Genomic DNA, 15295 nt, shown 5'->3' with positions numbered 1-15295 from the left:
TGATGACAATAGATGATATTACAACACCAGCATATATTATAGATGAGAATATTCTGGTTCATAATCTTGAAATTTTAAAATATGTTGAAGACAAAACAGGATGTAAAATATTGCTTGCACAGAAAGCATTTTCAGCATTTTATGAATATCCGTTAATTGGCAGATACATAAGTGGCACAACAGCAAGTGGATTGTATGAGGCAAGGCTTGGCAGGGAAGAGATGAATAAAGAAAATCACGTCTATGCTCCTGCTTACAAAGAAAAGGATATAGATGAACTTGTAAAAATATGTGACCATATAATATTTAATTCCATAGGGCAGCTTATGCGTTATAAGGAAAAATGTATAAGAAGCGGTATCAGCATAGGACTTAGAATTAATCCGGAAATATCTACGCAGGGTGATAATGCAATATATGACCCTTGTGCGTATGGTTCAAGGCTTGGAGTAACTATTGATATGTTAAACAAGGCAGATGAGGAAGTTCTTAATGGAGTTGAGGGACTTCATTTTCATACTCTCTGTGAGCAGAATTCAGATGCACTTGCAATTACACTTAAAGCAGTTGAAGATAAATTCGGGCATATTATGAAGAATATGAAGTGGATTAATATGGGCGGTGGACATCATATAACAAGAAAAGATTATGATATAGATACACTTATTGGCTGCGTTAATCACATAAAGAGTGAATATAATGTACAGGTGTATTTAGAGCCGGGCGAGGCTGTTGCTCTTAATGCCGGTTATCTTGTTACAGAGGTGTTAGATAAGGTTGATAATGGAATCGAAACGCTTATACTTGATGCTTCTGCCGCGTGCCATATGCCAGATGTCCTCGAAATGCCATATACACCACCACTTCGGGGGGCACAGATAATTAAAAATATCAAAGAATATAAAGATGTTACTGCTGGTAAAGATATTCAGGAAAATGAAGATATTAGGAAGTATAAAGATAAAAAAGAATACAGAGAAAATGTATACAGGCTGTCTTCATATACCTGTCTTGCAGGAGATATTATAGGTGATTATAAGTTTGACAGTAAGATTAATATAGGGGACAGGCTTGTATTTGAGGATATGGCGATATACTCAATGGTAAAGAATAATACATTTAATGGAATACCACTTCCAGCTATAGCGGTAATGAAAGATAAAGAAGTGCGTGTTATTAAAGAATTTGGTTATGAAGATTTTAAGTGGAGGCTTTCGTGAGAATAACAGATACTACACCTATAGAAGATGGCTATTATATGCCGGCAGAATATGACAGGCACAAGGCTACAATTATGATATGGCCTGTAAGGACAGGCTCGTGGCCTTATAATGCTGTAGCTGCACAGAATGTATTTGTGGATATTGCACATATAATATCCAGACACGAAAAAGTGTATATATTAGCAGATGAGAAGCACTATGCACAGGCAGAAGCAAGATTTATGAAAATAAAAGACGCTGTAACAGGAGAATGTAATAAAGCCAGTGAAGATATTAAAGCTGCCTGGAATATTGAAGTAGTCTGCATCGAAACAGATGATGCGTGGGCAAGAGATGTATGTCCCACGTTTGTAAAAAACGGACATACAGGTGATGTACGTGGGATTAACTGGAAATTCAATGCGTGGGGTGGCGATTATGACGGACTTTACAAGAATTGGGAAAAGGACGATAAAGCAGCTCTGCAATTCTGTAATATGACAGGATATGATTGCTATGATGCCAATCCGTTTGTGCTTGAGGGAGGTTCTATACACAGTGATGGTGAAGGTACGGTTATAGTAACTGACAGCTGTCTTTTAAGTAAGGGAAGAAATCCAGATATGGGCAGGGAACAGATTGAGCATAATCTTAAGAAATATCTGGGGGCAAAGAAAATTATATGGATTCCATATGGAATATATAATGATGAAACTAATGAACACGTTGATAATGTGTGTGCATTTACCTCACCAGCTAATGTAGTTCTTGCGTGGACGGATAATGAGGAAGATCCTCAATATGCAATGTCTTTGGCTGATATGAAGGTGCTTGAAAGAGAAACTGATGCCAGAGGACGTAAGTTTAATGTTCATAAACTGCATATACCGGATGTCCCAGTGTGCATAACTGATAATGATTTAAAGGGTCTTGTGTTTGAAGCAGGAGAAGATATGCGTGAAGCGGGAGAGCGGCTTGCGGCCAGTTATGCTAACTTCTATATAGCCAATGATATTGTGCTTGTTCCACAGTTTGGCGATGTTAAAGATAAGCAGGCAGTAGATCTTATTCAGAATCTTATGCCAGAGTATGAGGTTATTGGTGTGTATGCAAGAGATATAATTGTTGGTGGAGGCAATATACATTGTATTACACAGCAGATACCGCAATAACAGGATATATTAAAGTGGTATATATGTTACAGATTAGTGCTGCTGGCACAATTAAGGTATAAAAAGAAGTCAAAGCGTAATAGGTTATAGATTGGTTTTAGTGTGACAGACACGGAAATGAGGTAATATGAGCAGAAAAGTAAAAGCTGCGGCAATTCAGATGCGGTGCAGTAATAATGTCGGCGATAATATAAAAAAAGCTGATGAAATGACAAGAGAAGCAGTAAAAAAGGGAGCTAATATAATTCTTCTGCCAGAATTATTTGAAAGACAGTATTTCTGTCAGGAGAGAAGATATGAATATTACGCCTATGCCAAAAGCGTACAAGAAAATGATGCTGTCCAGCATTTTACACAGACTGCTAAGGAACTTGGAGTTGTTATAATTGTAAGTTTTTATGAAAAAAACATAAATGTGTTGTATAATACAGTTACGGTTATTGATGCTGATGGAAGCAATCTTGGAATATACAGAAAGACACATATTCCAGATGACCATTACTATCAGGAGAAATTCTATTTTACGCCGGGTAATACAGGATTTAAGGTGTTTAATACAAGGTTTGGCAATATAGGTATAGGAATATGCTGGGATCAGTGGTTCCCTGAAACGGCAAGAGCATTAGCGGTAAAGGGTGCAGAGATATTATTCTATCCTACAGCTATAGGAAGTGAGCCTATACTTGAATGTGACAGTATGCCTCATTGGAGAAGGTGTATGCAGGGACACGCCGGCTGTAATCTTGTTCCTGTGGTGGCAGCTAACAGAATTGGAATAGAAACAGTAGACCCTTGCGAGGCAAATGGTGGACAGAAAAGTTCACTCAAGTTCTATGGTTCATCATTTATAACAGATAATACAGGTGAAGTCATATGTGAAGCAGGAAGAGATACAGAAGAAGTACTTGTTGCACAGTTTGATTTAGATGAATATATGACAGACAGATTATCGTGGGGATTATTCAGAGATAGAAGACCGGAAATATATAACTGAATTGGAGATAAACGTAGTGAAGAAACTTGTTATAGGTATGCTTGCCCACGTTGATGCAGGTAAGACAACATTATCTGAGAGCATATTGTATACATCGGGAGCTATAAGAAAGCTTGGAAGAGTAGATAACAAAGATGCGTTTCTTGATAATAATGATTATGAAAGACAGCGTGGAATAACGATATTTTCCAAGCAGGCAGTATTTACCTACAAAGATTTAGATGTTACATTGCTTGATACACCCGGACACGTTGATTTTTCGGCAGAGATGGAGAGAACGCTCTGGGTGCTTGATTATGCTGTTCTTGTTATTAACGGAATGGATGGGGTTCAGGGACATACAGAGACACTTTGGGGACTTTTAAAGAGATTAAAAGTCCCTGTGTTTATATTTGTCAATAAAATGGACCAGCAGGGAACAGACAGGCATAGAATATTAGAACAATTAAAGAATAAGTTATCATCAGGATGTGTGGATTTTGACAGGCTTGATTATGAAGAGCTTGCTGTGTGCAATGAAGAAGCATTAGAGCAGGTGTTAGATGAAGGCATTGTTGATGATAAGCTTATAGGAAATATGATAAGCCAAAGAGAAGTATTTCCTGTAATATTCGGCTCTGCATTAAGACTTGATGGAGTGGACAGACTTCTTGATATTATGAATAAATATTGTGAGGTATCTGAAAATGGTGATGATAAGCAGTCGGATATGTCAGCAAGAGTATATAAAATATCAAGAGATGACAGGGGTGAAAGGCTTACACACATTAAGGTTACAGGCGGAAGCCTTAAAGCTAAACAGCTTATTAATGGTGAGAAGATTAACCAGATCAGAATATATTCAGGTGAGAAGTATACTTCGGTAAATGAAGCTGTATGTGGAAGTATATGTGCAATAACAGGGCTGGAGGGCACCTATGCAGGACAGGCATTAGGCAGGGAGAATAATGATAATGCACCGGTGTTATCCCCTGTGCTTAATTATAAGATTAATCTTCCAGCAGGAACAGACCCGCTTATGATGCTTCCTAAACTTAAGATGATTGAGGAGGAAGAACCACAGCTTCACATTGAATGGAATGAGAGCTTTAAAGAAATACATGTGCAGGTTATGGGACCTGTTATGATAGAAGTCCTTCAGAATATTATTAAAGAACGTTTCGATTGTGATGTGACATTTTCTGAAGGAAGCATTGTATACAAGGAAACCATAGCTGATAAAGTTGAAGGAATCGGACATTTTGAGCCTTTAAGACATTATGCGGAGGTGCATCTTATATTAGAGCCGGGTGAAGCTGGGAGCGGTATGCAGTATGAGCTTGATTGTAGTGATGATATGCTTGCCAAGAACTGGCAGAGGCTTATATATACACATCTGTGCGAAAAGACACATAAGGGTGTGCTTACAGGTTCAGCACTTACTGATGTTAAGATAACGGTTGTTGCAGGCAGAGCACATAACAAGCATACAGAGGGCGGAGATTTCAGGCAGGCTACATACAGGGCAGTAAGAAATGGACTTATGCAGGCAGAGAGTGTACTGCTTGAGCCATTTTATGAATTCACTCTAATACTTGACAGACAGTATATAGGCAGGGCTATGACTGACTTTGAGAGAATGGGTGCACAGTTTGAGATTAACGATAATGGTGATGAAGCAGTAATAAAGGGTGCTGGTCCTGTTGCCACTGTTGGTAACTATCAGGCAGAGGTTAATGCGTACACTAGGGGAAAGGGAGTATTAAGACTTAAAATGTCTGGCTACAGACCTTGTCATAATACAGATGAGGTTATTGAACAAATCGGATATGAAGCCGAGAGAGATACAAGAAATCCAGCAGATTCAGTATTCTGTGCGCACGGTTCAGGTTTTAATGTGCCTTGGTATGAAGTCAAAGATTATGCACACGTTGACAGCGTGCTTAATCCAGTGGGAACTAATGAAAATGTAGTTCTCACACCAAAAGAAGCAGCAAGAACGGTATCTGATGAATGGATTGGAACAGATGAAGTTGACAGAATACTGGCACAGACGTACTTTGCTAACAGCAGGGGTGATAATGAAAGACGTAAGATGTCTAAAAGAAAAGCCTCTGATGAAATGGGAAGATATGTAACAGCCTCTGGCAGTGGAAGCTATAATAATGGACAGTATAAAGCTTCGCAGTCTAAGAAGCAGACAAATTCAATATCGTATCTTCTTGTAGACGGCTATAATATAATACACGCGTGGAGCGAGCTTGAGGAATTGTCAAGAATTAATATGGACAGTGCAAGGGATAAGCTTCTTGATATAATGTGCAATTATCAGGGTATGAAGAAGTGTGAGCTTATCGTTGTATTTGATGCTTACAGGGTATCAGGACATCATGAAGAATATATGGACTATCATAATATTCACGTTGTATACACGAAAGAGGCAGAAACGGCAGACCATTATATAGAAAAGTTTGCACATGAGAATGGAAAGAAATATAATATAACAGTTGCTACATCAGATGGACTTGAGCAGGTTATTATCCGTGGAGCAGGCTGTCTTTTGTATTCAGCAAGAGAATTTGAGAAAGAGGTAAAAGCTATGGAGGAGCATATCCGCAGCGATTACCTTAACAGGACATATTAATTAATGGAAATCGAGGTTATGGATTATGAGTACATTATGGGTTATAGGAGATTCAACAGTAAGCAGTTTTGAGGATAAATACTACTATCCAAGATATGGTTATGGAACAATGCTTGATAAGTACCTTAATGATAATGTCAAGGTTGTCAACATTGCATTATCTGGCAGAAGCAGTAAGAGTTATCTTTCAGAGCCTGAATATAATACGCTTATTAATGGAATGAAGCAGGGTGATTATCTTTTAATAGGTTTTGGACACAATGATGAAAAGACAGAGAAGGAAAGATATACAAGTCCTGTTGGTGACTATATGACAGAAGGAACATTTGCTAATACTTTATATGTTAATTATATCAGGAAAGCAAGGAATGCAGGCTGTTATCCTATACTTTGTACTCCTATTGTAAGAAGAAGTGCATCTGGCGAATGGAAAGCCACAGAACTTCATATTACACAGGACGTTGCACAGTATAAAGGCGGAGATTATGCACTTGCAGTAAGAGAATTAGGAAAAGCCGTTGGCGTTCCGGTTATAGATATGACACAGCTTACCAGGGATGAATATGAAAAGTTAGGATCTGATAATACAATATATCTTCATGCGTGGCCATCTAATAATAAGCTGAGCGTTGATAATACACATACTAACATATGGGGAGCAAGGGTTAATGCTTATATGATAATGTCAGCAGTGAAAGAACTTAATATAAGTGGTCTGTCGGAAAATGTTGTGAACATTGATAACAACCCATTAGATTATAAAGAAAAGTTTCTTGTATCTAATAAAGATTATGTTCCAGTTGTATTCAGCGATAAGCTTCCAGACAGCAGATTGTTTAAGGATTATGGAGAGTACAAGGCGGCTGTATTTGGTGATGTATTAGGAGAAGTTGATGATACAGACTTTACTCTTGGAACAGATGCTAATGGAGATATGAACATAGCTGTCAGAAATAACAGAGGCAAGATATCTGCTGTAACAGACGGCATTGCTATGTATTATAAAAAAGTTGATATAACAGAGCATTTTACTCTTACAGCAACAGTTAAGGTTAATAAAATATTTGCTAATGACCAGGTATCTTTTGGGCTTATGGTAAGAGATGACTGCTATATTGATAAGAATATGCCTGACATATTAGGAGATTATGTTGCCGCCGCACCATTATTTATAACAAAGGGTGAGAAGGCGACAGCTACATTTGCAAGACGAAGCGGACAGCTTGTGCTTGGAAAAGATACGAATGAGGTTATAAAAGAAGGTGGGGAGTATGAGCTTATGCTTTCATCTTCTTCTGACGGATATGCGGCTAAGTTTGGAAAGGGTGATGTTATTACAGGCGGATATGATTTTAAGCTTACTGCAATTGACCCGGCTCATGTATATGTAGGAATGTTCGTATCAAGAAATGCAGATGTTATATTTTCTAATATTAAATATACAAAGAATGAATAAAATGTTATAATAAATCTAACAAAATATAGAACATAGAAGAAGGCTGTGTTTCATATATTAAACAGGATTGTGTTAATTGAATATTGGACTGGGGGTATGCTTATGAGAATAACATTTTTAGGAGCAGATCACGAGGTGACAGGAAGCTGCCATTATCTACAGGTGGCAGACAAGAACATTTTAATTGATTGCGGAATGGAGCAGGGCAATGATGTGTATGAGAATCAGGAGCTTCCAATTCCAGCGTGTGATGTTGATTATGTGCTTCTTACCCACGCACATATTGACCATTCAGGACTTATTCCACTTCTTTATGTGAATGGTTTCAGGGGAAAGATATACTGTACAGAGGCGACAGTACAGCTATGTGACATAATGTTAAGAGATAGTGCACATATACAGATGTTTGAAGCTGAGTGGCGTAACAGAAAGGCTAAGCGTTCTAATGGCACTTTAAAGGAATTTATTCCATTATATGATGCAAAAGCAGTATATGAGGTTATGAAGCAGTTCGTTGGTCTTGAATATGAGAAGATTGTAAAGATTGATGATAATGTGAGCATAAGATTAAGAGATGTAGGACATCTGCTTGGTTCTGCCAGTATTGAAGTATGGGCATCAGAAGATACACCAGAGGGCAGGGTTGAAAGAAAGCTTGTATTCTCTGGAGATATAGGCAATGTTCATAAGCCGATAACCAAGGACCCTGCAACAGTTGCAGATGCAGATTATGTTGTTATGGAGTCAACTTATGGCAACAGAAGTCATAATGGAACACCTGATTATGTGGCTGAGCTTGTCAAAGTATTCAAGCGTACATTTGACAGAGGCGGTAATGTTGTTATACCATCATTTGCGGTTGGAAGAACACAGGAGCTTTTATATCATATAAGAAAGATAAAAGCGGATGGACTTATGGACAGGGATTTTGATGTGTATGTCGACAGCCCTCTTGCAATTGAAGCTACAGAGGTGTTTAGTAAGAATGTAGAGCAGTGCTTTGATGAAGATGCGATTGAACTTGTAAGACAGGGGATTAATCCTTTATCTTTTCCGGGGCTTAAATATGCCATATCAAGTGAAGAGTCCAAGATGATTAATTTTGATACTAATCCTAAGGTAATCATATCAGCATCTGGTATGTGTGAGGCCGGACGAATAAGACATCATTTAAAGCACAATCTGTGGAGACCAGAGTGTACGATACTTTTTGTAGGTTATCAGGCCAATGGTACAACAGGACGAATTATTGTTGACGGAATTGACGAGATTAAGTTATTTGGTGAGCCAATTCAGGTAAAAGCAGAGATTGCACAGCTTCCGGGTTCAAGCGGACACGCTGATAAAGACGGTCTGATTCATTGGGTGAATGCATTTACCAATAAGCCAAGAAAGGTATTCGTTGTACACGGTGAGGACAGTGTGTGTGAAGAATTTACACAATGTCTTAAAGAAGAATATGGTTTTGATGCGTATGCTCCATATACCGGCACTTCATTTGACCTGATTACAGGACAGATGATTGCTGAGGGCAATAAGGAGAAGAAGAGCAGAAGAACAACAGTTAATAAGCGTAATAAGAGCGTATTTGACAGGCTTGTTGCGGCTGGTAAGAGACTTATGAGTGTTATTGCACACAATGAGGGCGGTGCGAATAAGGATCTTGCGAAGTTTACAGACCAGATTAATTCACTTTGCGATAAATGGGACAGATAAGAGAATAATTTAAGATGAAATAATTATAAATATAATAATAGTAAATTATTATTAATAATATAATTATATATAATTTAAGCGATTAGATAAGAATGGAGATTATTATGAAAAAAATGCTTTTTGTATTCAATCCTAATTCTGGTAAGGCTCAGATTAAGAATTCTTTGTTAAAGATTATTCAGATATTCTCCAATGCGGACTATGAGGTTACTGTGTATCCTACGAAAGCAGCACTGGACGGATTTGAGAGAGTTAAAGCTGATGAAGGACGATATGATGTTATTGTATGCAGTGGCGGCGATGGTACTCTTAATGAGATTGTCAGTGCTGTAGCAGGATATAGTACAGTTAAACCACCGATAGGTTATATTCCAAGCGGTTCTACTAATGATTTTGCCAGGAGTCTTGGAATACCGTCAGATAAGATCAGGGCTGCTTGCAATATAATCAATGGTGAAAGCTTTCCATGCGATATAGGAATTGCCAATGACCATAAATATTTTAATTATGTGGCAGCTTTTGGTGCATTTACAGATGTTGCCTACGAAACACCGCAGGATCTTAAGAATGTGTTAGGTCATCAGGCGTATGTTATTGAGGGTGTTAAGAGATTATCTAATCTTAAGGCTTGCAGAATGAAGATTAAGAGCGATGAACTTAATGTGGAAGATTCATTTATATATGGAATGGTTAGCAACGCAAGCTCAATAGGCGGAATGAAAGGCCTTATAGCAGAAGGAGTTGATTATCAGGACGGAATGTTTGAAGTTACCCTTATAAGGGAGATTAAGAATCCTATGGATTTACAGGCAATAGTTAATGCTTTTATAACACAGAAGATAGATGACTGCGATATGGTATATACATTTAAGACCAAGGATATAACATTTGAGTCAAAGGAAGAAGTTAAGTGGACACTTGACGGAGAATTTGGAGGCATACATAATAATGTCAACTTAAAAGTCTGCCAGAAAGCGGTGGATTTCATAGTTAAGAAAAGAAGGAAAAAAGAAGAAAAAGATTTATTAAATTAATAAGCGGATTGATAAAGTTAATTAAATTAATAATTGTTTGTAAAAAATATGTCGAAATATTAAATAATTAAAGTGATAAAAGCTATCAGCAAGGGTATATGGCTTTTATCACTTTATTTTTTTACAACTTTAGTTTTAAGGGCAGAAAATGGAACTTAAAAGATAAACAATTTAGACACAATTTTAAATTTTATGATAAAGTGATGTTGGAATATGGGCTGATAGAAAGATGACTTGATATATAAAATGTATTAATATGTTTGCGTATAATATATTTTAAGTGCTGATTCAATGAAATAGTCAGATAATAATGTATTAAATTACAAATAATTGAATAATCTGATAATTTAACCAAATAAAAAGTTTACAAGATAAAAAAATAGGAGTATATTAAGCACAAGAAAAACAAGTCTACCACATTTGTGGGTTAAATCAGACGATTGTTAATTATACAAATCATACGATAAGACTTGCATTACAGATTATATATGAAAGGATGAGCAGACTATGGAAAATCAAAATAATCAGCCTGGACTTTACAGCCCACAGTTTGAACACGATAACTGTGGCATCGGTGCAGTTGTAAGCATCAAGGGAGTAAAGACACATCAGACAGTATCAGACGCATTAAGCATCGTTGAGAACCTCGAACACAGAGCAGGTAAAGATGCAGAGGGAAAGACTGGTGATGGTGTAGGTATCCTTCTTCAAATATCACATAAATTCTTTAAGAAAGCAGTTAAACCTCTTGGAATTAAGATTGGTGAGGAAAGAGAGTATGGTGTAGGTATGTTCTTCTTCCCACAGGACGAACTTGCAAGAAACCGTGCTAAGAAGATGTTTGAAATCATCGTTGAAAAAGAAGGTCTTGAGTTCTTAGGCTGGAGAGAAGTTCCAACATTTCCTAATGTACTTGGTAAAAAGGCAGTTGACTGTATGCCATACATTATGCAGGGCTTTGTAAAGAAACCTAAGGATGTTAATAAGGGAATTGACTTTGATAGAAAGCTTTATGTTGCAAGACGTGTATTCGAGCAGACAGCAGAAGATACATATGTCTGTTCGCTTTCAAGCAGAACTATTGTATACAAGGGTATGTTCCTTGTTGGACAGTTAAGAACATTCTTTAAGGATCTTGTAGATGAAGATTATGAGTCAGCTATTGCACTTGTTCATTCAAGATTTTCAACTAACACTAACCCAAGCTGGGAACGTGCTCATCCTAATAGATTTATTGTTCATAATGGTGAGATTAATACAATCAAAGGTAACGCAGATAGAATGTTATCAAGAGAAGAAACTATGGTTTCTCCATATCTTGAAGATGAAATGTCTAAGATAACACCAGTTGTTAATACTAACGGTTCAGATTCAGCTATGTTAGATAATACTCTTGAATTCTTTGTAATGAATGGTATGCCACTTCCACTTGCTGTTATGATTACAATTCCAGAGCCTTGGAGCAATAATAAAGCTATGGAGCAGGAGAAGAAAGACTTCTACCAGTATTATGCAACAATGATGGAGCCTTGGGACGGACCTGCTTCAATCCTCTTCTCAGATGGAGATATTATGGGAGCAGTTCTTGATAGAAATGGTCTTCGTCCTTCAAGATACTATATTACTAATGATGGTTATCTTATTCTTTCATCAGAAGTAGGTGCACTTCCAATAGATGAGAGTAGAATTAAAGTTAAGGACAGACTTCATCCAGGAAAAATGCTTCTTGTAGATACAGTTAAGGGAGAGCTTATTGATGATGACAAGCTTAAAGAGCAGTATGCAACTAAGCAGCCTTATGGTGAATGGCTTGATAACAATCTTATAAATCTTTGTGATTTAAAGATTCCTAACAAGAAAGTTCCAACACATACTAAGGAAGAAAGAGCAAGATTACAGAAAGCTTTCGGTTATACATATGAAGATTTCAGAACATCAATACTTCCAATGGCACTTAATGGAGCAGAGTCAATTGGAGCTATGGGTATAGATACACCACTTGCGGTGCTTTCTAACAGACACCAGCCTTTATTTAACTATTTTAAGCAGTTATTTGCACAGGTTACTAATCCACCTATTGATTCGATAAGAGAAAAGATTGTAACTTCAACTACTGTATATCTTGGTAAAGATGGAAATGTGCTTGAGGAAAAGCCAGAGAACTGTAAGAACTTAAAGATTAACAATCCTATTCTTACTAATACAGATCTTTTAAAGATTAAGAATATGAAAGTTGAAGGCTTTAAGGTAGAGACAATTCCTATTACATATTATAAGAATACATCAATTGAAAAGGCTATTGACCATATATTCGTAGAGGTTGACAGGGCACACAGAGAAGGTGCTAACATCATTATCCTTTCAGACAGGGGTGTTGATGAGAATCACGTTGCAATTCCATCACTTCTTGCAGTAGGTGCTGTACAGCATTACCTTGTACAGACTAAGAAGAGAACAAGTATGGCAGTTATACTTGAAAGTGGTGAGCCAAGAGATGTACATCATTTTGCAACACTTTTAGGATATGGTGCATCAGCTATCAACCCATATCTTGCACAGGAGAGCATACAGGAGCTTATCGACCTTAATATGCTTGACAAGGATTACTATGCAGCAGTTGATGACTACAACAATGCTATTATAAGTGGTATTGTTAAGATTGCAGCTAAAATGGGTATTTCAACAATCCAGTCATATCAGGGTGCTAAGATATTTGAGGCAATTGGTATTAACTCAGATGTAATTAATAAGTACTTCACTGGTACTGTATCAAGAATTGAAGGAATCGGACTTAAGGATATTCAGGAAGATGTGGAAACACTTCATTCTAAGGCATTTGATCCACTTGGACTTTCAACAGATACAACTCTTGACAGTGAGGGCGCTCATAAGATGAGAAGTGGAAAAGAAGAACATCTTTACAATCCACAGACAATACATCTTTTACAGCTTGCAGCACGTACAGGTGATTATAATACATTTAAGGAATATACAGCTCTTGTTAATAAAGAAGAGGGCGTTAAGAACTTAAGAGGACTTATGGATATCAAGTTCCCTAAGAAGGGAATAAATATAGATCAGGTAGAGAGTGTTGATTCTATCGTTAAGAGATTTAAGACCGGTGCCATGTCATACGGTTCCATCTCTAAGGAAGCACACGAGACTATGGCTATTGCTATGAATATGCTTCACGGCAAGTCTAACTCAGGTGAAGGTGGAGAAGATGAAGACAGACTTACAGTAGGTGCTGACGGACTTAACAGATGTTCAGCTATCAAGCAGGTAGCTTCAGGACGTTTTGGTGTTACAAGCAAGTATCTTGTAAGTGCTAAGGAAATCCAGATTAAGATGGCACAGGGTGCTAAGCCAGGTGAAGGTGGACATCTTCCAGGAAAGAAGGTATATCCTTGGATTGCAAAGACACGTCTTTCAACACCAGGTGTATCACTTATATCACCACCACCTCATCACGACATTTATTCTATCGAAGATTTAGCACAGCTTATATATGATTTAAAGAATGCCAACAAGAATGCAAGAATATCAGTTAAGCTTGTATCAGAAGCAGGTGTTGGTACTATAGCTTCTGGTGTTGCCAAGGCAGGTGCACAGGTTATCCTTATATCAGGTTATGATGGAGGTACTGGTGCAGCTCCAAGAAGTTCTATACATAATGCAGGACTTCCTTGGGAATTAGGACTTGCAGAAGCTCATCAGACACTTACAATGAACGGACTTCGTAATAAGGTTATAATCGAGACAGATGGTAAGCTTATGAGCGGACGTGATGTTGCAATAGCAGCTATGCTTGGTGCAGAAGAATTCGGTTTTGCAACAGCTCCACTTGTAACAATGGGCTGTGTAATGATGAGAGTATGTAACCTTGATACTTGTCCAGTTGGTATTGCTACACAGAATCCTGAGCTTAGAAAGAGATTTGCAGGCAAGCCTGAATATGTTGTCAACTTTATGAGATTTATCGCACAGGAGCTTCGTGAATATATGGCAAAGCTTGGTGTTAAGACTGTTGATGAACTTGTAGGAAGAACAGATTTCCTTGAAGCAAGAGAAGATGTAGAGGGAAGCGGAAGAGCTTCAAAGGTTGACCTTTCTAATATACTTAACAATCCTTATGTTAAGGAAGCTTCTTCAATTAAGTATGATAAGAAGAATGTATATGACTTTGAACTTGAGAAGACAGTAGATGAGAAGATTCTTATTAAGAAGCTTTCGGATGCTATGGATAAGAAGCAGAAGAGAAGTGTTGAGGTTGATGTAACTAATACAGATAGAGCATTAGGAACACTTCTTGGTGCAGAGATAACAAGAAGATTTGGTGAGAGCCTTGCAGAAGATACTTATACAGTTAAATGTACAGGTGCTGGCGGACAGAGCTTCGGTGCATTTATCCCTAAGGGACTTACACTTGAACTTGTCGGTGACAGCAACGATTACTTCGGAAAAGGTCTTTCAGGTGGTAAGCTTATTGTATATCCACCAACAGGTGTATCTTATAAGGAAGATGAGAATATCATCATCGGTAACGTAGCACTCTATGGAGCAACAAGTGGCAAGGCATTTATCAATGGTGTAGCAGGTGAGAGATTCTGTGTACGTAACTCTGGTGCAACAGCAGTTGTTGAAGGTACTGGCGACCATGGTTGTGAATATATGACAGGCGGAAGGGTTGTTGTACTTGGTAGAACTGGTAAGAACTTCGCAGCAGGTATGAGCGGCGGTGTTGCATATGTTCTTGATGATGACACAACACTTTATAAGAGAGTCAACAAGCAGCTTGTATCACTTGAACCTGTAACTAACAAGTATGATGTACTTGAACTTAAGCAGATGATTACAGAACACGTTGCTTATACTAATTCTAAGAAGGGTAAAGAAGTGTTAGACAACTTTGGCGAATATCTTCCTAAGTTTAAGAAGATTATGCCACATGATTATAAGAAGATGCTTAATATGATTGTTCAGATGGAAGAAAAAGGTCTTAGCAGTGAACAGGCTCAGATTGAAGCATTTTATGCAGCAACTAAGTAAGATAGAAATGTACAATAACAGATATGTATTAGCAGATTATAAGTCTGCT

General features: G+C 37.6%; 8 protein-coding genes. All 8 read left to right on the top strand.

The annotated features are described in order from the left end of the window. Positions 1–2 precede the first annotated feature (2 nt). The 8 genes from nspC to gltB all read left to right on the top strand — a co-directional run bounded on the left by nspC (position 3) and on the right by gltB (position 15246). On the top strand, positions 3–1220 hold the full coding sequence (gene nspC, locus WMO14_RS03820) for a carboxynorspermidine decarboxylase (RefSeq protein WP_055306170.1): 1218 nt from the start codon (positions 3–5) through the stop codon (positions 1218–1220). 38 nt (positions 1221–1258) lie between these two features. Further along, positions 1259–2374 carry an agmatine deiminase gene (gene aguA / locus WMO14_RS03815; RefSeq protein WP_242854099.1) on the top strand — a complete coding sequence of 372 codons (1116 nt, stop codon included), beginning with the start codon at positions 1259–1261 and terminating at the stop codon, positions 2372–2374. Between the two features lie 127 nt (positions 2375–2501). Next, positions 2502–3368, top strand: coding sequence for an N-carbamoylputrescine amidase (gene aguB, locus WMO14_RS03810; RefSeq protein WP_055306168.1), 867 nt, complete (start codon positions 2502–2504; stop codon positions 3366–3368). A gap of 37 nt (positions 3369–3405) precedes the next feature. Then, a complete protein-coding gene (locus tag WMO14_RS03805; RefSeq protein ID WP_439655289.1) occupies positions 3406–5991 on the top strand; it encodes an NYN domain-containing protein in 2586 nt (861 codons plus the stop codon). 25 nt (positions 5992–6016) lie between these two features. After that, positions 6017–7447, top strand: coding sequence for a GDSL-type esterase/lipase family protein (locus WMO14_RS03800; RefSeq protein ID WP_055174097.1), 1431 nt, complete (start codon positions 6017–6019; stop codon positions 7445–7447). A gap of 102 nt (positions 7448–7549) precedes the next feature. Next, entirely contained in the window at positions 7550–9163 is a 1614-nt protein-coding gene (locus tag WMO14_RS03795; RefSeq protein ID WP_055174098.1) for an MBL fold metallo-hydrolase RNA specificity domain-containing protein, read from the top strand. A gap of 104 nt (positions 9164–9267) precedes the next feature. Continuing rightward, positions 9268–10197: a diacylglycerol/lipid kinase family protein gene (locus WMO14_RS03790; RefSeq protein ID WP_242854088.1), complete on the top strand. Its 930-nt coding sequence runs from the start codon at positions 9268–9270 to the stop codon at positions 10195–10197. A gap of 507 nt (positions 10198–10704) precedes the next feature. Continuing rightward, positions 10705–15246, top strand: coding sequence for a glutamate synthase large subunit (gene gltB, locus WMO14_RS03785; protein ID WP_055174100.1), 4542 nt, complete (start codon positions 10705–10707; stop codon positions 15244–15246). The last annotated feature ends 49 nt before the right edge of the window (positions 15247–15295 follow it).

The sequence above is a fragment of the Lachnospira rogosae (ex Hitch et al. 2025) genome (assembly GCF_040096455.1).
Lineage (GTDB): Bacteria > Bacillota > Clostridia > Lachnospirales > Lachnospiraceae > Lachnospira > Lachnospira rogosae.
The sequence above is the reverse complement of the archived record's forward strand: the minus strand, read 5'-3'. Positions and strand labels throughout refer to the sequence as shown.

Bases quoted from the DNA above. Each gene is read 5' to 3' on its own strand.
- nspC (WP_055306170.1), top strand. From the start codon at position 3: ATGACAATAGATGATATTACAACACCAGCATATATTATAGATGAGAAT.
- aguA (WP_242854099.1), top strand. From the start codon at position 1,259: ATGCCGGCAGAATATGACAGGCACAAGGCTACAATTATGATATGGCCT.
- aguB (WP_055306168.1), top strand. From the start codon at position 2,502: ATGAGCAGAAAAGTAAAAGCTGCGGCAATTCAGATGCGGTGCAGTAAT.
- WMO14_RS03805 (WP_439655289.1), top strand. From the start codon at position 3,406: ATGCTTGCCCACGTTGATGCAGGTAAGACAACATTATCTGAGAGCATA.
- WMO14_RS03800 (WP_055174097.1), top strand. From the start codon at position 6,017: ATGAGTACATTATGGGTTATAGGAGATTCAACAGTAAGCAGTTTTGAG.
- WMO14_RS03795 (WP_055174098.1), top strand. From the start codon at position 7,550: ATGAGAATAACATTTTTAGGAGCAGATCACGAGGTGACAGGAAGCTGC.
- WMO14_RS03790 (WP_242854088.1), top strand. From the start codon at position 9,268: ATGAAAAAAATGCTTTTTGTATTCAATCCTAATTCTGGTAAGGCTCAG.
- gltB (WP_055174100.1), top strand. From the start codon at position 10,705: ATGGAAAATCAAAATAATCAGCCTGGACTTTACAGCCCACAGTTTGAA.